The 17463-nt window shown below is 44.0% G+C and carries 11 protein-coding genes; 10 read left to right on the plus strand and 1 reads right to left on the minus strand.

Features of this window, described 5'->3' with window-relative positions:
- Positions 1–20 precede the first annotated feature (20 nt).
- From adcR to N8O43_RS05550, 8 genes are all read left to right on the plus strand, one after another.
- Positions 21–461, plus strand: a complete 441-nt coding sequence (gene adcR / locus N8O43_RS05515) for a zinc-dependent transcriptional regulator AdcR (RefSeq protein ID WP_001249308.1) — start codon at positions 21–23, stop codon at positions 459–461.
- Positions 461–1165 (plus strand): metal ABC transporter ATP-binding protein, encoded by a 705-nt coding sequence (locus tag N8O43_RS05520; protein WP_125443258.1) that lies wholly within the window; start codon positions 461–463, stop codon positions 1163–1165. Before adcR ends, N8O43_RS05520 begins: the two co-directional genes overlap by 1 nt.
- A complete protein-coding gene (locus tag N8O43_RS05525) occupies positions 1158–1964 on the plus strand; it encodes a metal ABC transporter permease (RefSeq protein ID WP_045612455.1) in 807 nt (268 codons plus the stop codon). Before N8O43_RS05520 ends, N8O43_RS05525 begins: the two co-directional genes overlap by 8 nt.
- 9 nt (positions 1965–1973) lie before the next feature.
- Positions 1974–2942 carry a metal ABC transporter solute-binding protein, Zn/Mn family gene (locus tag N8O43_RS05530; RefSeq protein ID WP_261089686.1) on the plus strand — a complete coding sequence of 323 codons (969 nt, stop codon included), beginning with the start codon at positions 1974–1976 and terminating at the stop codon, positions 2940–2942.
- A gap of 284 nt (positions 2943–3226) precedes the next feature.
- The gene (locus tag N8O43_RS05535; protein WP_261089687.1) at positions 3227–4378 is read left to right on the plus strand and encodes an iron-containing alcohol dehydrogenase; all 1152 of its coding nucleotides are present in this window, start codon (positions 3227–3229) and stop codon (positions 4376–4378) included.
- Positions 4379–4524: 146 nt separating this feature from the next.
- Positions 4525–5409 carry an SPFH domain-containing protein gene (locus N8O43_RS05540; RefSeq protein WP_004235732.1) on the plus strand — a complete coding sequence of 295 codons (885 nt, stop codon included), beginning with the start codon at positions 4525–4527 and terminating at the stop codon, positions 5407–5409.
- Between the two features lie 183 nt (positions 5410–5592).
- Positions 5593–9381, plus strand: a complete 3789-nt coding sequence (locus N8O43_RS05545) for a glycoside hydrolase family 2 TIM barrel-domain containing protein (protein ID WP_261089688.1) — start codon at positions 5593–5595, stop codon at positions 9379–9381.
- 1 nt (position 9382) lies between these two features.
- Positions 9383–11065 carry an alpha-L-fucosidase gene (locus tag N8O43_RS05550; protein ID WP_261089689.1) on the plus strand — a complete coding sequence of 561 codons (1683 nt, stop codon included), beginning with the start codon at positions 9383–9385 and terminating at the stop codon, positions 11063–11065.
- A 45-nt stretch (positions 11066–11110) separates the two neighbouring features.
- Here the strand turns inward: N8O43_RS05550 and N8O43_RS05555 are convergent, their stop codons facing one another.
- Entirely contained in the window at positions 11111–13195 is a 2085-nt protein-coding gene (locus N8O43_RS05555) for a GH92 family glycosyl hydrolase (RefSeq protein ID WP_261089690.1), read from the minus strand.
- Between the two features lie 170 nt (positions 13196–13365).
- On the opposite strand from N8O43_RS05555, the gene N8O43_RS05560 reads away from it, so the two are divergent.
- Both N8O43_RS05560 and N8O43_RS05565 read left to right on the plus strand, forming a co-directional pair.
- Positions 13366–14646, plus strand: coding sequence for a glycoside hydrolase family 125 protein (locus N8O43_RS05560; RefSeq protein WP_261089692.1), 1281 nt, complete (start codon positions 13366–13368; stop codon positions 14644–14646).
- A 98-nt stretch (positions 14647–14744) separates the two neighbouring features.
- Complete coding sequence (locus N8O43_RS05565; RefSeq protein ID WP_261089693.1) at positions 14745–17390, plus strand: alpha-mannosidase; 2646 nt, start codon at positions 14745–14747, stop codon at positions 17388–17390.
- The last annotated feature ends 73 nt before the right edge of the window (positions 17391–17463 follow it).

Here is a 17463-nt window from a genome sequence, read left to right on the forward strand (position 1 = left end):
TAAAAGGAAAGGAGTCAGATATGAGACAGCTAGCGAAGGATATCGATGCCTTTTTAAATGAGGTGATTTTGCAGGCGGAAAATCAGCATGAAATCCTAATAGGTCATTGCACTAGCGAGGTAGCCCTGACCAATACTCAGGAGCACATTCTCATGCTCTTGTCAGAGGAATCTTTAACAAATTCAGAGTTGGCCCGTCGCCTCAATGTCAGTCAGGCGGCGGTTACCAAGGCCATTAAGTCTTTGGTCAAGGAAGGGATGTTAGAAACATCTAAAGATCCTAAGGATGCGCGTGTGATTTTTTATCAATTGACTGATTTGGCTCGTCCAATCGCTGAGGAGCACCATCATCACCATGAGCATACACTTTTAACCTATGAACAAGTGGCGACTCAGTTTACTCCAAATGAACAAAAAGTGATTCAGCGGTTTTTGACTGCTTTAGTAGGAGAAATCAAATAATGAGATATATTACGGTAGAGGATTTATCCTTCTATTATGATAAGGAGCCCGTTCTTGAACATATCAATTATAGTGTTGATAGTGGGGAATTTGTTACCTTGACAGGGGAAAATGGGGCAGCTAAGACGACACTGATTAAGGCCAGTCTTGGAATCCTTCAGCCACGCATTGGAAAGGTGACTATTTCAACGACAAATACGCAGGGTAAGAAATTGAGAATAGCCTATCTTCCTCAACAGATTGCCAGTTTTAACGCTGGTTTTCCAAGTACGGTTTATGAATTTGTCAAGTCGGGTCGCTATCCACGAAAGGGTTGGTTCCGTCGTTTGAATGCTCATGATGAGGAGCATATCAAGGCTAGTTTGGACTCAGTTGGTATGTGGGAACACCGAGACAAACGCTTGGGTTCTCTATCTGGAGGACAAAAGCAGCGAGCGGTGATTGCGCGTATGTTTGCTTCGGATCCAGATGTGTTTATCCTAGATGAGCCGACAACGGGGATGGATGCAGGAAGTAAAAACGAATTTTACGAACTCATGCACCACAGCGCTCATCATCACGGCAAGGCTGTTTTGATGATTACTCATGACCCTGAAGAAGTTAAGGACTATGCGGACCGCAATATTCATCTAGTACGTAACCAAGACTCGCCATGGCGTTGTTTCAACGTTCATGAGAATGATCAGGAGGTGGGCCATGCTTAGTTTGTTATCTTATGACTTTATGCAACGTGCCTTTCTGGCCGTTATTGCTATGAGTCTTTTCTCGCCAGTATTGGGAACCTTCCTTATCTTGCGTCGTCAGAGTTTGATGAGTGATACCCTCAGCCACGTCTCGCTTTCGGGTGTAGCCTTTGGTCTGGTTCTGGGGATTTCTCCGACTATTTCTACTATTGCTATTGTCTTGATTGCGGCAGTCTTCCTGGAGTATCTCCGTACGGTTTACAAGAACTTTATGGAAATCGGGACAGCTATCCTCATGTCAACAGGTCTGGCTGTTTCTCTGATTGTCATGAGCAAGGGTAAAAGCTCTAGCTCAATGAGTTTGGACCAGTATCTTTTTGGCTCGATTGTGACTATCAGCGAAGAGCAGGTCATTTCCCTCTTTGTCATTGCGGCGGTTGTCTTGATTTTGACCTTCCTCTTCCTTCGTCCGATGTACATTTTGACCTTTGATGAGGATACGGCCTTTGTGGATGGCTTGCCTGTTCGTACCATGTCCATTCTTTTTAACATGGTGACAGGTGTGGCCATTGCCCTTATGATTCCAGCTGCGGGAGCTCTTCTGGTATCGACCATTATGGTCTTGCCAGCTAGTATTGCCCTGCGTCTGGGGAAAAACTTTAAATCGGTTATGCTGCTTGCCAGTGCTATTGGATTTTTGGGAATGGTAGCAGGACTTTACATTTCCTACTATGCAGAAACACCTGCAAGTGCAAGTATTACCATTATTTTTGTAACTGTCTTTTTACTCATTAGTTTAGTAAGACGTTTTATCAAATAGGAGATGAACATGAAAAAAATTAGCTTATTACTCGCCAGTCTATGTGCCTTGTTTTTAGTAGCTTGTTCTAATCAAAAGCAGGCAGATGGCAAACTAAATATTGTGACAACCTTTTACCCTGTCTATGAATTTACCAAGCAAGTCGCAGGAGATACGGCTAATGTAGAGCTCCTCATCGGTGCTGGGACAGAACCCCATGAATATGAACCGTCTGCCAAGGCAGTTGCTAAAATCCAAGACGCAGATACCTTCGTTTATGAAAATGAAAACATGGAAACATGGGTCCCTAAATTGCTAGATACCTTGGATAAGAAAAAGGTCAAAACCATCAAGGCGACAGGTGATATGTTGCTCTTGCCAGGTGGTGAGGAAGAAGAGGGAGACCATGACCATGGAGAAGAAGGCCCAGCAATTGAGCCTGAAAAGGCAGAGGATACCAAGACAGTTCAAAATGGTTACTTCGAGGATGCAGACGTCAAAGACCGCACCTTGAGTGACTATGCAGGTAACTGGCAATCAGTTTATCCTTTCCTTGAAGATGGTACTTTTGATCAAGTGTTTGATTACAAGGCTAAGTTGACAGGTAAGATGACTCAGGCTGAGTACAAGGCCTACTATACAAAAGGCTATCAGACAGATGTGACTAAGATTAATATCACTGATAACACTATGGAATTTGTTCAAGGTGGACAAAGTAAGAAATTCACCTACAAGTATGTTGGTAAGAAAATCTTGACTTATAAGAAAGGAAATCGTGGCGTGCGCTTCCTCTTTGAAGCGACAGATGCGGATGCTGGACAATTCAAGTATGTTCAGTTTAGTGACCATAATATCGCCCCAGTTAAGGCAGAACATTTCCATATCTTCTTTGGAGGCACAAGCCAAGAAGCCCTCTTTGAAGAAATGGATAACTGGCCAACCTACTACCCAGATAACCTATCTGGCCAAGAAATTGCCCAAGAAATGTTGGCGCATTGATGAGAAACCGACTAGTTCATAGGAGCTAGTCGGTTTTTTGAAATAGGGGCTGATGTGTAGCCCATTTCATGTGTCGGCGGATAGCCTATAGCTGTTATCTTTGGTAGATGCAATTTTGTTTCAAGGAGCAGAGTGTCATATTGGAAAAGGATCTTATAAATAATAATCAAATTTCACTCCTTTTAAAAATATTTGTTAGATATTTCACAAATGATTGAAAACGAATACAAAAAGTAATATAATGATGTTAAATATATAGCGCGAAGGCGCAGGAGGAAAATTATATGGCTACATTTTATGTTCCGGCAGTCAACCTTATTGGAAAAGGTGTTGTAAATGAAGTGGGTCCTTATATCAAGGAACTTGGCTATAAAAAGGCACTTTTGGTGACAGATAAGTTTATCGAAGGAAGTGACATTTTGCCTAAGGTTTTAAAACCGCTAGATACAGAAGGAATCGAATATGTCATCTTTAGCGATGTAGAGCCAAACCCTACTTGTAAGAATGTCACAGATGGGGTAGCTGCTTTGGAAGAACATGGATGTGATTTTATCATCAGTCTTGGTGGGGGTTCTCCACAGGATGCAGCTAGTTGTATCTCTATCATGGCTACAAATGGTGGAAAACCACAGGATTATGAAGGGCTTCATAAGTCTGCTAAAAAAGGCTTGCCAGTTGTGGCTATCAATACAACAGCAGGAACTTCTGCAGAAATTACCATTAACTATGTGATTACCGATGAAGAACGCAAGGTTAAGATGGTAATGGTTGACAAGAATAGCCTTGCTCTTATCTCTGTTAATGACCCTGAATTGATGATTTCAAAACCTCAAGCTTTGACTGCAGCTACAGGTATGGATGCTCTAACCCATGCTGTTGAAGCTTTGGTAACACCTGGTGCTTATGATGTGACCAAGAAATTATCTATCGGAGCAATTGAGCTTATCAAGGAATATCTTCCTCGCGCTGTAGCAAATGGACACGATATTGAAGCGCGTGAAGGTATGGTCAATGCCATCTTCCTTGGTGGTATGAGTTTTAACAATGCAGGTCTGGGCTATGTTCACTCAATGGCTCACCAGCTCGGCGCAGTATATAATTTGCCACACGGTGTTTGCTGTGCCATGTTGTTACCAGTTATAGAACGTGAAAATGCTAAACGTGTACCAGAAGCTTTCCGTAATGTTGCCAAGGCCTTGGGACTTCATGTAGAAGGTAAATCAGATGAAGAGTGTGCCGATTACGCAATTGCTGAGATTGAGAAGCTTTCTGAGATAGTAGGCATTCCTAAGAAATTGACTGAACTTGGTATTGAAGAAAAAGATTTCGACTTTGAATACCTTTCTAAGAATGCCTTGATTGATGCCTGCGCACCAGGAAATCCATTCATGCCAACCTTAGAAGAAACGATTGCCTTTTATAAAGAGTTGTTTTAGCAAGAGATTTGACGACAATGTGACAATTCACCTCTAATTATTGACATTTCAGGAAAAATTGCAGTAAAAACTGCACATCCTTCTTTAAATGTGCTATAATACAGAAAAAAATAATGATGGAGGTCACGATAATGGCAACATTTTTGATGATTTTTGTGGTGGTTTGTGTGCTCCTATTGGTGATAGTCACACTGAGTACAGTTTATGTGGTTCGTCAGCAGTCGGTGGCGATTATTGAACGCTTTGGGAAATACCAAAAGGTTGCCAATAGCGGTATTCATATTCGCTTACCTTTTGGGATTGACTCGATTGCAGCGCGGATTCAGTTGCGCTTGTTGCAAAGCGATATTGTGGTTGAGACCAAGACCAAGGACAATGTGTTCGTTATGATGAATGTAGCGACTCAGTACCGTGTCAACGAGCAGAGCGTGACAGATGCCTACTATAAACTCATGCGTCCAGAATCTCAGATTAAATCTTATATCGAAGACGCTCTTCGCTCTTCTGTTCCAAAATTAACCTTGGATGAATTGTTTGAGAAAAAAGATGAGATTGCCCTTGAAGTTCAACACCAAGTAGCAGAAGAAATGACTACTTACGGTTATATTATTGTGAAAACCTTGATTACTAAGGTCGAACCAGATGCAGAAGTTAAGCAATCCATGAATGAAATCAATGCGGCGCAACGTAAGCGGGTCGCAGCGCAAGAATTGGCGGAAGCCGATAAGATTAAGATCGTCACTGCAGCTGAAGCCGAAGCAGAAAAAGACCGCCTCCATGGTGTGGGGATTGCCCAACAACGTAAGGCGATTGTGGATGGATTGGCAGAGTCTATCACAGAACTCAAGGAAGCCAATGTTGGCATGACAGAAGAGCAAATCATGTCCATTCTTTTAACCAACCAGTATTTGGATACCTTGAATACCTTTGCCTCTAAAGGAAATCAAACGATCTTTTTACCAAATACTCCAAATGGTGTAGATGATATCCGTACACAAATCTTGTCAGCCCTCCGCGCTGAGAAGAAATAATAGACCAAAGAGCTTGGCAACAGGCTCTTTTTGCGTAGCTCTTGTAGCTTTGAGGATTAAATCCTCCTCCACAAATTATAGAATCTTTTCTGAGGATTTAGGGAGTTATGGAGGAAGTATTGAAAGCGCTTTTGTTTTGTGATATAGTCAAATTGATAGACTTGTTTAAAGAGGAATGCTTGTATGAGAAGAGAAGAAGTTTTACGAAATCACTGGTTTTTTAGTCAAGAGGTGGGGAAAGAAGATGCCTTGGCATCGGATTTTCAGAGGGAAAATTGGCAGGCTATTCAAGTGCCATACGACTGGAGTATTTACAATGATTTTGACCAGTATTCGCCCGCGCAAAATGAGGGTGGTCAGCTAAATGGGGGTCAGGCCTGGTACCGGACGCAGTTTTACTTGGAAGAAGATGTCAGTCTTGTATCGGTGCGTTTGTTGTTTGATGGAGTTTACATGAATGCTCAAGTCTATATCAACGGGCAAGTGCTGGGTTATTATCCCAATGGCTACACACCCTTTTCTTATGATATCACGCCTTATCTAAGAAATGATGGGACGGCCAACCAGCTTGCGGTTTTTGTGGAAAATCAGCAACCTAGCAGTCGTTGGTATTCGGGTAGCGGTATTTACCGGGAAGTAAAATTGTTGATTACAGATGCAGTTCATCTGGATTTGTATGGGATTAAGATAGAAAGTCCCAAGCTAAAGGAACAAAGAGATGGATGGGTGGAAACTCAGCTTACAAGTAAGGTTTCAAATGATGGACCTCAGTCCGTGTCGGTGTATTTGGAGCAGAGTATCTGGTATGATGGACAACAGCTGTCAGACTGGCAGGCGACAGACTCTCTAGTGATTGAGTCTGGGGACAAATATTCTTTCCAACAAGTCATATCAATTTTCCAACCTTTGCTTTGGGATATTGATCATCCTTACCTTTACCAATTGAAGACTCGCCTATACAAAAATGGCATTTTGGTTGATGAAGAAGAGGAGACCTTTGGTTACCGCTATATGGATTGGCAAGCGAATAAGGGCTTCTTTCTAAATGGTCGCTGGTTGAAGATCCATGGGGTTTGTTTGCACCATGACTACGGAGCGCTGGGAGCTGTGGAAAACAGGTCAGCTGCTGAGAGACGCTTGCGCCAGATGAAGGAAATGGGTGTCAATGCAATTCGAATTACCCATAATCCAGCCAGTAGTATTTTGCTGGATGTGGCTGCTAAAATGGGGCTACTTATTCAAGAAGAAGCCTTTGATACCTGGTATGGAGGCAAGAAAGAATATGATTATGGTCGCTTTTTTGAGGAAGAAGCGACTCATCCAGAAGCGAAAGCAGGCGATTTCTGGTCAGATTATGATTTGCGCACTATGATTGCACGTGGTAAGAACAATCCAGCGATTTTTATGTGGTCCTTGGGAAATGAAGTCAGCGAAGCAAATGGCGATGCTCATTCATTGATGACTATCAAACGCTTGCTAGAAAGGGTCAAGGAAGTGGATGATAGTCGTTTTGTGACCATGGGAATGGATCAATTCCGCTTTGGCGATGGTTCTGGAGGTCATGAAAAGATAGCCAATTTGCTGGATGTGGTGGGCTTGAATTACTCAGAAGACAATATTGATGGGATTCGCAAAAGACATCCCAACTGGCGACTTTATGGGTCTGAAACCTCATCGGCTACAAGGACGCGTGATAGCTATTTTCGCCCAGCTAAGGAATGGGTTGGGGATAATCGCCGCGTGCGGAATTTTGAACAGTCAGACTATGGCAATGATCGAGTTCCTTGGGGGAAGACGGCGACGGCTTCTTGGATAGCAGATAGAAATCGGCTAGACTATGCGGGTCAGTTTATCTGGACAGGAGTGGACTATATCGGTGAGCCGACTCCTTGGCACAACCAAAATGACACACCTGTCAAGAGTTCCTATTTTGGGATCGTGGATACGGCAGGGATTCCTAAAAATGATTATTATCTCTATCAAAGTCAGTGGTTGGCACTAGATCAGCAGCCTATGGTTCATATCCTGCCCCACTGGAATTGGGAAATCCACAAGAGTTATCAACAAGTTGTGGATAAGTATGGGGATATCCCTGTTCGAGTGTATTCAAATGCTGGTTTTGTAGAGCTATTTCTCAATGGAAAATCTCAAGGTAGGAAGACTTTTCAGGAAAAATGGACTTCAGACGGTCGAAAATACCAAGAGGGAGAGGGTTCTGACCAACTCTATCTCGAATGGCGCTTGGCTTATCAACCAGGAGAATTGCATGCTGTAGCCTATGACCGTCAAGGTCAGATTGTAGCAGAAGATAGGGTGGTGACTGCAGGTAAGCCAGCCAAAATCGGGTTACATGCCGAGAAAACAAAACTGGAACCAGATGGGCAAGACCTCCTCTATCTCTATTTTGATGTATTGGACAAGGATGGAAATTGGGTGCCGAGTGCTTCCAATCAGCTTCATTTTAAAATTGAGGGCCCTGCTCGCATTGTGGGTGTTGATAATGGCAGGCAGTCCAGTCGTGAACGTTATCAGGCTCAGAAAAATGGTCGGTTTAAGCGGAAAGCCTTCCATGGCAGAGGTGTACTTTTGGTTCAGAGCTTGGAGCAGGCAGGCCAAGTAAGAGTAAAGGCCAGTGCCAGAGGGCTAGAGCCAGCAAGTTTTGATATCTTAGTGGGAGAGGCTTTGGATTGCCAGCCAGTGAAAAATAAGCGCTTGTTTGAGATTCGAGTGGACAAGCAGGCAGGTTTACAAGAAGGAGATTCTCCAGCCATTGGACTTTATCCACAAATTGTGAATAACCCTGTGAACAAGGTGGGGAATAGTGAAGTGATTTGGGAGACGAGTGGCAGTGCCCACGCCATTATCAAGCAGGGGGTGCTTCATTGCTTGTCTGCAGGCGACTTGGCTATCCGAGCCATGTATCAAGGGAAGACCTATCAAACTCATTTGCAGATTGCAGAAAATACCTCACTAGGGCAGGCACTTTCTGTACGACCACTTCGCTTGTATACAGCTAAAGGTACTTATCCACAGCTTCCATCTTCAGTCTTGGTGGACTATGAGTCCGGTAGTGCAAAACGAGTAAAGGTTGTTTGGGAGGCAATCTCCAAAGAAGATATAGCAAGCTTTCATAAATTTACGGTATCTGGTCAGCTGGAAGGGCTGGATTTAAAGACTTCTGCTCAGGTTTGTGTTCAAGGGATTTGCGCTATAGAGCCTGAAAGGGTTTGGACGCTTGTCAAGGAAGTCCCACATTTACCAGACCGAGTTAAGCTAGTCTTATCAGATGGTAGACGAGATACGGCCAAGGTGACTTGGGATGAACTCGAACCTCAAGTCTATGCTCAGGTAGGAGAAAGTGTGCTCACAGGGAAGGTAGCGGGCTGTGAGTTGCCAGCAACAGTCACCATTCATGTGACAGATGCAAGTGTAGATGGAGAAGTTATTTCCAATCAGTGGACAGGGTCCAACCTACCTCTGATTTTTGCTTCTCACTCAGAGCCAAATCACCCAGCCTCTTACCTCAATGACAAGGTCATTGCTCGGAAAAAATCGACAGCCAATACTTGGATTACCAAGTCAGAGCAAGCCAGCGTCGGCATTCTTTTTGGAGATGCAGGGATTTTGAAACCGCGATTTGTGGATAACGTGACCTTGTATTATGTTGAAAATCAAGAATATGTGGCTGTTGAGCCGACCTTTATTGATTATTATGTAGGGAATGAGCCTAGCTTACCTCGGACTCCAAATCATTTGGATAAGGATTCTCTGCTCAAGCAAGAGGAGAATTGGCGGCTTGTATCAGCTATCCGAAAAGTTTCAATCGACAAGGATGAAGACCTTCGTTTTGAATTTGACAAGGTGGAAACCTATGCCCTTCGTCTTCGATTTGAAAACTTAGTAAATCCACTAGCGTTAACAGAATTGCAAGTACATGACAAAAAAGTAAAGAAAAATGTAGATAGGAAGTAGTATGGTAAGAGAAATAAAACCGCATGGCCCCTTGCCTAGTCAGGCCCAGCTAGCGTATTTAGAGGATGAACTAGCAGCCTTTATCCATTTTGGGCCCAATACCTTTTATGACCAGGAATGGGGGACAGGTCAGGAGGATCCTGAATGCTTTAACCCGACACAGTTAGATGCGCGTGAGTGGGTTCGCGTACTCAAGGAAACGGGCTTTAAGAAGTTGATTTTGGTGGTCAAACACCACGATGGCTTTGTCCTCTATCCGACAGCTCACACAGATTATTCGGTCAAGGCCAGTCCTTGGAGGAATGGAGAGGGGGATTTGCTCCTTGAAGTATCCCAAGCTGCCACAGAGTTTGATATGGATATGGGGGTCTACCTATCGCCTTGGGATGCTCACAGTCCTCTCTATCATGTGGAGCGAGAAGCGGACTATAATGCCTATTATCTGGCACAGTTGAAGGAAATCTTATCAAATCCCGCTTATGGCAATGGAGGGAAATTTGCTGAGGTCTGGATGGATGGTGCCAGAGGAGAGGGCGCTCAAAAGGTCAATTATGAATTTGAAAAATGGTTTGAAACCATTCGTGAACTGCAGGGCGATTGCTTGATTTTTTCAACAGAAGGCACCAGTATCCGCTGGATTGGCAATGAACGAGGGTATGCAGGTGATCCTCTATGGCAAAAGGTGAATTCTGACAAACTAGGAACAGAAGCAGAGCTGGATTATCTTCAGCATGGAGATCCCTCAGGTACGATTTTTTCAATCGGAGAGGCAGATGTTTCCATCCGGCCAGGTTGGTTTTACCATGAGGACCAGGATCCTAAGTCTCTTGAGGAGTTGGTGGAAATCTACTTTCACTCGGTGGGTCGGGGAACTCCACTTTTGCTCAATATTCCGCCGGATCAAGATGGGCTCTTTGATGCAAAGGATATTGAACGCCTCTATGAATTTGCGGCCTATCGCAATGAGCTCTATAAAGAAGATTTGGCTCTGGGAGCTAAGGTATCTGGTCCTGCTCTTTCCGCAGACTTTGCCTGTCACCACTTGACAGATGGCCTTAAGACCAGCTCTTGGGCAAGCGACGTAGGCTTGCCAATCCAGTTAGAACTTGAGTTAGGGTCACCTAAAACTTTTGATGTAATTGAGTTAAGAGAAGATTTGAAGCTAGGGCAACGAATCGCTGCTTTTCATGTGCAAGTAGAGGTGGATGGCGTCTGGCAAGAATTTGGTACAGGCTTTACAGTTGGTTATAAGCGTCTCCTGCAAGGTCCGCTAGTAGAGGCACAGAAGGTGCGCGTGACGATTACAGAGGCACTATCTATGCCTGTATTGACTAAGATTTCACTTTATAAAACTCCTAGCTTATCACAAAAAGTAGCTGTTCAGGGGTTAGCATTTGCAGAAAAAAGTCTAGCTGTGACAAAGGGAGAGACTCTTCATTTTAGGATTGAACGTAGCGAAAGTAGCTCCTCTTTAGAGGCTAAGATTTCGATTCAACCAGGGACAGGTGTCCATGGTGTCGCCTATCAGGACGAGATTCAAGTCCTTCAATTCCAAGCAGGGGAAAGCAAAAAAGATTTGTGTCTACCAACTCTGCACTTTGCTGCTGATAAGACCTTGGATTTCTATCTGAATCTGACTGTTGATGGACAGTTGGTTGATCAGCTTCAAGTACAAGTTTCATAAAATAAAAGAGCCTTTGCACGATACAAAGGTTCTTTTGTCTACTAACTAGTGACTTGGTAACCAGCTAAGTGTAAAGGTTAGTTGTTCAGCTTTTAAGAGGTTTTGGTGTTGAATAGTTGATACGAGTGTTTTACCCAGTCGGCATTCTTTTACAAAGTTAAAATGGCTGTGGTTTTGCTCAGCATGAATATCTAGCCATTTATCTTCTTTGGCAAGATAGACTCGGAGATGGTCAAAGAGAGGGATTCCGAGGTCATAGTTTGGTTTGCCTGGACAGGTCGGATAAAAACCGAGAGCTGACCAGATGTACCAGGCCGAGAGACTACCATTGTCTTCATCGCCAGGATAGGCTTCCCAACTTGAGTGAAAGGCCTTCTGACGGAGAGTCTTGATGAGAAGGGCAGTGTAGTCAGGGTAGTTGCTGTAACGGAAGAGATAAGGAATGTGGAAGCTAGGTTGGTTAGAAATGGCGAGTTGCCCAAAAGGGGCAGTAGCCATTTCGCTCATTTCGTGAATCTCGTAGCCATAGCCTGTTGTCTCAAAGAGGGGAGCCTCCTGACAGACTTTCAAAAGATAGTTGCTAAAGGTTTCTTTTCCACCCATAAGTTGGATTAAGTCTGGGATGTCGTGGAGGATGCCTAAAGTTGCTTGGATGGCAGAGCATTCGGCATAGTCGCGTCCCCAACTATAAGGAGAGAAGTCAGGCCGGAAGTTGCCTTGACTATCACGCGCTCGCATGTAACCTATCTCAGCGTCAAATAGATGGCGGTAATTTTGTGATGCGGCCTTGTAGGTTTCAGCGATTTCTATTTTCCCTAGTTTTTCAGCACAGCTAGCGATACAAAAATCGCTATAGGCATAGTCTAGCGTGTGGCTGACGCTTTCGTGGTGGTCGGTAGAGAGGTAGCCCAGTTCTTGGTATTGGGCTAGTCCGTGGCGACCATTGATACCGAGAGGGTCGGACTTGCTGGCTGTTTCAAGCATGGCTTGGAGGAGTTCTTCTTCTAGGTCGGGGGCCATGTCCTTGCAGGCGCTATCGGCGATAATACCGTCTAAAAGTGTACCTGGCATCATACCCCGTTCATCTGGAGCCAGCCATTTTGGAAGGAAACCAGTATCGCGGTAGTTATTGAGAAATCCTTCTAAGAAGCGGTGGTAGTGTTCCGGTATGATAAGGGCAAAGAGGGGGAATGTGGTGCGGAAGGTATCCCAGAAACCATTATTGCTAAAGAGGACACCGGGCTTTACAGTTCCAGTAGTCAAATCTTTGTGGATGGCTTGCCCTGATTCATCAACCTCAAAAAAAGTCTGAGGAAAGAGGAAGAGTCTGTAGAGACAGTGGTCAAAGAAGGTTCGGTTAGCTTCTCCTGTCTCTATAATGTCAAAACGATGGAGGAGATTTTCCCAATCCGCTTGGGCACTTGCTTTACAGCCTTCAAAATCTTCTTGAGGTAGATTAAGCAGAGCTTGAGAAGGAGAGATGAAAGAAGTCGCTAGCTGAATTTCAGCATGGCTATCTGCTAAGTCAATTCGCCAGTCTCCGTCTTCTTGATTGACAGCAAGAATATCCGTATTCATTTTCAGGGATGTGAACAGTATCAGTGGATTTTTGTTGGTCTCAGTTTTTCCTTCTTGTCGTAGGGCAAGATTCCTCTTATCTACTTGCTCTACTGCTAATTCATCTGTTGCGTGGAGATAGAGGGAGAGGGCTTTGCCTTGCTTTTGCTCCAAACGAATAGAAGCACCGTAGCAAGTCGGTGTAAGTTGGCTTTCAATCTGATAGCGCAGGGAGAAAATTTTCAGATAATGAGGTTGGAAAGAGGCCTTATCCATATCATAGGAAGACTGGCGGTGAAAGAGACTGTCTCCACTAATTTGGCCTGTGACAGGTGTCAGGAGGAGCCAAGAGTAGTCCCCAATCCAAGGGCTGGGCTGGTGGGTTAATCGAATCCCCTGAAAGATAGGCAGATGCGGATCGAAAAACCAAGAGCCCTCCTGGTCACTGGTCTGGGGTACAAAGTAATTCATCCCAAAAGGTACGCCTGTGTATGGCAGGGTATTTCCCCGAGAAAAGGCATGCTTGCTGGCAGTTCCAAATCGGGTATCGATGGTTTCAAGTAGTGGTTTCATAGTATTTCCTTTAGCTGTTTTTCTACATTATATCAGAAAAATGAGGCCTTTAGAAAAGGAGTTTTAAAGATAACTATTTTGTAGAAAAATGACTATCATTTGTGTATGTATTTTCTGTCTCAAAAGCTATATACTGAAAATGAAACTTGTTTGAAAGAGGATACTGCACGATGATTTATTCAAAAGAAATTGTTAGAGAATGGCTAGATGAAGTGGCAGAGCGGGCTAAGGACCATCCAGAGTGGGTGGATGTTTTCGAGCGTTGCTACACCGACACCTTGGACAATACGGTTGAAATCCTAGAAGATGGTTCAACCTTTGTGCTCACAGGAGATATTCCTGCTATGTGGCTTCGGGATTCGACAGCCCAACTCAGACCCTACCTGCATGTGGCTAAAAGAGATGCCCTCCTGCGTCAGACCATTGCAGGTTTGGTCAAACGTCAGATGGCCTTGGTACTTAAGGATCCCTATGCTAACTCCTTCAACATTGAGGAAAACTGGAAGGGTCACCATGAGACTGACCACACAGACCTTAACGGCTGGATTTGGGAACGCAAGTATGAGGTGGACTCGCTTTGCTATCCTTTGCAGTTGGCTTATCTCCTCTGGAAAGAGACTGGCGAGACTAGCCAGTTTGATGAGACTTTTGTCGCAGCGACAAAGGAAATTCTTCATCTGTGGAAGGTAGAACAAGACCACAAGAACTCTCCTTATCGTTTTGTTCGTGATACCGATCGTAAGGAAGACACCTTGGTAAATGATGGCTTTGGACCTGATTTTGCAGTGACAGGTATGACTTGGTCAGCCTTTCGTCCGAGTGATGACTGCTGTCAGTATAGTTACTTGATTCCGTCAAATATGTTTGCTGTAGTAGTCTTGGGTTATGTGCAAGAGATCTTTACAGAATTGAATCTAGCTGATAGCGAGAGTGTTATCACAGACGCTAAGCGTCTTCAGGATGAGATCCAAGAAGGAATTGAAAACTATGCTTACACCACCAACAGTAAGGGCGAAAAGATTTATGCCTTTGAAGTGGATGGCCTAGGAAATGCTAGCATCATGGATGATCCAAACGTACCAAGTCTGCTGGCTGCACCTTATCTGGGTTACTGTTCGGTCGATGATGAAGTTTATCAAGCAACTCGTCGCACCATTCTGAGCCCTGAAAATCCATACTTCTACCAAGGAGAATACGCTAGCGGTCTCGGAAGTTCTCATACCTTCTATCGCTATATCTGGCCAATTGCCCTTTCTATCCAAGGTTTGACAACGACAGATAAAGCAGAGAAGAAATTCTTGCTGGATCAGCTGGTTGCTTGCGATGGTGGTACAGGTGTTATGCATGAAAGCTTCCACGTAGATGACCCAACTCTTTATTCTCGTGAATGGTTCTCTTGGGCCAACATGATGTTTTGTGAATTGGTCTTGGATTACTTGGATATCCGCTAAGGAACACGCTTTAGCGCAACTGATTCTTGGAAAGAATCACAAATTTATATTTAAAACGTTAACAATAAAAATTTAAATTTAGAATGAGGTTTTACTTCATGGAAAATGTTGTCGTACATATTATCTCACATAGTCACTGGGATCGTGAGTGGTACTTGCCTTTTGAAAGCCACCGTATGCAGTTGGTGGAATTATTTGACAATCTCTTTGATCTCTTTGAAAATGACCCTGAGTTCAAGAGCTTCCACTTGGATGGTCAAACCATTGTCCTTGATGACTACTTGGAGATTCGCCCTGAAAATCGCGACAAAGTCCAACGATACATCAACGAAGGCAAACTTAAAATTGGTCCCTTTTACATTTTGCAGGATGATTACTTGATTTCAAGTGAAGCCAATGTCCGCAATACTCTTATTGGTCAGCAAGAAACTGCAAAATGGGGCAAATCTACTCAAATTGGTTACTTCCCTGATACTTTTGGAAATATGGGACAAGCACCTCAAATCCTTCAAAAATCAGGTATTCACGTGGCAGCCTTTGGTCGTGGTGTGAAGCCGATTGGATTTGATAACCAAGTCCTCGAAGATGAGCAGTTTACTTCCCAGTTTTCAGAAATGTACTGGCAGGGTGCGGACGGAAGTCGTGTCCTCGGTATCCTCTTTGCCAACTGGTACAGTAATGGGAATGAAATTCCAGTTGATAAAGACGAGGCCTTGACCTTCTGGAAACAAAAATTGTCAGATGTGCGTGATTACGCTTCGACCAACCAATGGTTGATGATGAACGGCTGTGACCACCAGCCTGTACAGAAAAATCTGAGCGAAGCCATTCGTGTGGCAAATGAACTCTTCCCAGATGTGACCTTTGTTCACAGTTCTTTTGATGAATATGTCCAAGCCGTGGAAAGTGCTCTACCAGAGCAATTATCAACGGTTACAGGTGAGTTGACCAGTCAGGAAACAGACGGCTGGTACACACTTGCCAACACTTCTTCATCTCGTATTTATCTCAAACAAGCCTTCCAAGAAAGTAGTAACCTCCTCGAGCAAGTTGTAGAACCTTTGACCATTATCACTGGTGGACATAACCACAAAGATCAATTAACCTATGCTTGGAAAGTTCTTTTGCAGAATGCGCCACATGACAGCATCTGTGGCTGTAGTGTAGACGAAGTTCACCGTGAGATGGAAACCCGTTTTGCCAAGGTCAATCAAGTCGGAAACTTTGTTAAGAGCAATCTTCTTAACGAATGGAAGGGTAAAATCGCTACAGCTAAGGCTCAAAGCGATTATCTCTTTACTGTTATTAACACAGGCTTGCATGATAAGGTTGATACGGTCAGCACAGTGATTGATGTGGCGACTTGTGATTTCAAGGAATTGCACCCAACAGAAGGTTACAAGAAGATGGCTGCTCTTACCTTGCCAAGTTACCGTGTGGAGGACTTGGATGGTCGTCCTGTAGAGGTTAAAATCGAAGACCTTGGGGCTAATTTTGAGTACGATTTACCAAAAGATAAGTTCCGCCAAGCTCGTATCGCTCGACAAGTGCGCGTGACCATTCCAGTTCACCTAGTACCGCTTTCTTGGACAACCTTCCAATTGCTGGAAGGAGCACAAGAACACCGCGACGGTATTTACCAAAACGGAGTGATTGATACACCATTTGTAGCGGTGAGTGTGGATGACAACATCACAGTCTATGACAAGACAACTCACGAAGCCTATGAAGATTTTATCCGCTTCGAAGACCGTGGTGACATCGGAAACGAGTATATCTATTTCCAACCAAAAGGAACAGAGCCAATCTATGCGGAGCTTAAGGGCTACGAGGTCTTGGAAAACACAGCTCGCTACGCTAAGATTTTGCTCAAACATGAATTGACAGTGCCTATCAGCGCAGATAAAAAGCTAGAAGAAGAACAAAAAGGTATCATCGAGTTTATGAAGCGTGAAGCTGGACGTTCAGAAGAATTGACAAGCATTCCTCTTGAAACTGAGATGACTATCTTCGTTGATAATCCACAAATCCGTTGCAAGACTCGCTTTACTAACACTGCCAAAGACCATCGTATCCGTCTCTTGGTCAAGACTCATAACACGCGTCCAAGCAATGATTCTGAAAGCATCTATGAGGTGGTGACACGACCAAATAAACCAGCTGCTTCATGGGAAAATCCTGAAAATCCTCAACACCAACAAGCCTTTGTTAGTCTGTATGACGATGAAAAAGGTGTGACTGTATCCAACAAGGGATTGAATGAATACGAAATCCTTGGAGACGACACCATTGCAGTGACTATTTTGCGTGCATCAGGTGAGCTAGGTGACTGGGGTTACTTCCCAACACCAGAAGCACAATGCTTGCGTGAGTTTGAAGTCGAGTTTGCGCTTGAATGCCACCAAGCCCAAGAACGCTTTTCAGCCTATCGTCGTGCTAAAGCCTTGCAGACACCATTTACCAGCCTTCAGCTTGCTAGACAGGAAGGAAGCGTGGCTGCGACTGGTAGCCTCTTGAGCCATTCTGTTCTCAGCATACCGCAAATCTGTCCAACAGCCTTTAAGGTAGCTGAAAATGAAGAAGGCTATGTTCTTCGCTACTACAATATGTGTAGTGAAAATGTGCGTGTACCGGAAAGTCAACATCTCTTCCTTGACCTACTTGAACGACCATACCCAGTTCATAGAGGACTCATTTCACCACAAGAGATTCGTACAGAATTCATCAAAAAAGAAGAAATTTAATTTCAAAAAGTAAACATAAAGAGAAAGGAGGGGCGAAAAGGTAAGAACTAACTGCTGATTCGCCCCTTTTTAT

Origin of the sequence: Streptococcus mitis (genome assembly GCF_946190335.1) — a bacterium.
In the GTDB taxonomy this organism is placed as follows: Bacteria; Bacillota; Bacilli; order Lactobacillales; family Streptococcaceae; genus Streptococcus; species Streptococcus mitis_CH.

Bases quoted from the DNA above. Each gene is read 5' to 3' on its own strand.
- N8O43_RS05555 (WP_261089690.1), bottom strand. From the start codon at position 13,195: ATGAAACCACTACTTGAAACCATCGATACCCGATTTGGAACTGCCAGC.
- N8O43_RS05525 (WP_045612455.1), top strand. From the start codon at position 1,158: ATGCTTAGTTTGTTATCTTATGACTTTATGCAACGTGCCTTTCTGGCC.
- N8O43_RS05545 (WP_261089688.1), top strand. From the start codon at position 5,593: ATGAGAAGAGAAGAAGTTTTACGAAATCACTGGTTTTTTAGTCAAGAG.
- adcR (WP_001249308.1), top strand. From the start codon at position 21: ATGAGACAGCTAGCGAAGGATATCGATGCCTTTTTAAATGAGGTGATT.
- N8O43_RS05520 (WP_125443258.1), top strand. From the start codon at position 461: ATGAGATATATTACGGTAGAGGATTTATCCTTCTATTATGATAAGGAG.
- N8O43_RS05550 (WP_261089689.1), top strand. From the start codon at position 9,383: ATGGTAAGAGAAATAAAACCGCATGGCCCCTTGCCTAGTCAGGCCCAG.
- N8O43_RS05535 (WP_261089687.1), top strand. From the start codon at position 3,227: ATGGCTACATTTTATGTTCCGGCAGTCAACCTTATTGGAAAAGGTGTT.
- N8O43_RS05540 (WP_004235732.1), top strand. From the start codon at position 4,525: ATGATTTTTGTGGTGGTTTGTGTGCTCCTATTGGTGATAGTCACACTG.
- N8O43_RS05530 (WP_261089686.1), top strand. From the start codon at position 1,974: ATGAAAAAAATTAGCTTATTACTCGCCAGTCTATGTGCCTTGTTTTTA.
- N8O43_RS05560 (WP_261089692.1), top strand. From the start codon at position 13,366: ATGATTTATTCAAAAGAAATTGTTAGAGAATGGCTAGATGAAGTGGCA.
- N8O43_RS05565 (WP_261089693.1), top strand. From the start codon at position 14,745: ATGGAAAATGTTGTCGTACATATTATCTCACATAGTCACTGGGATCGT.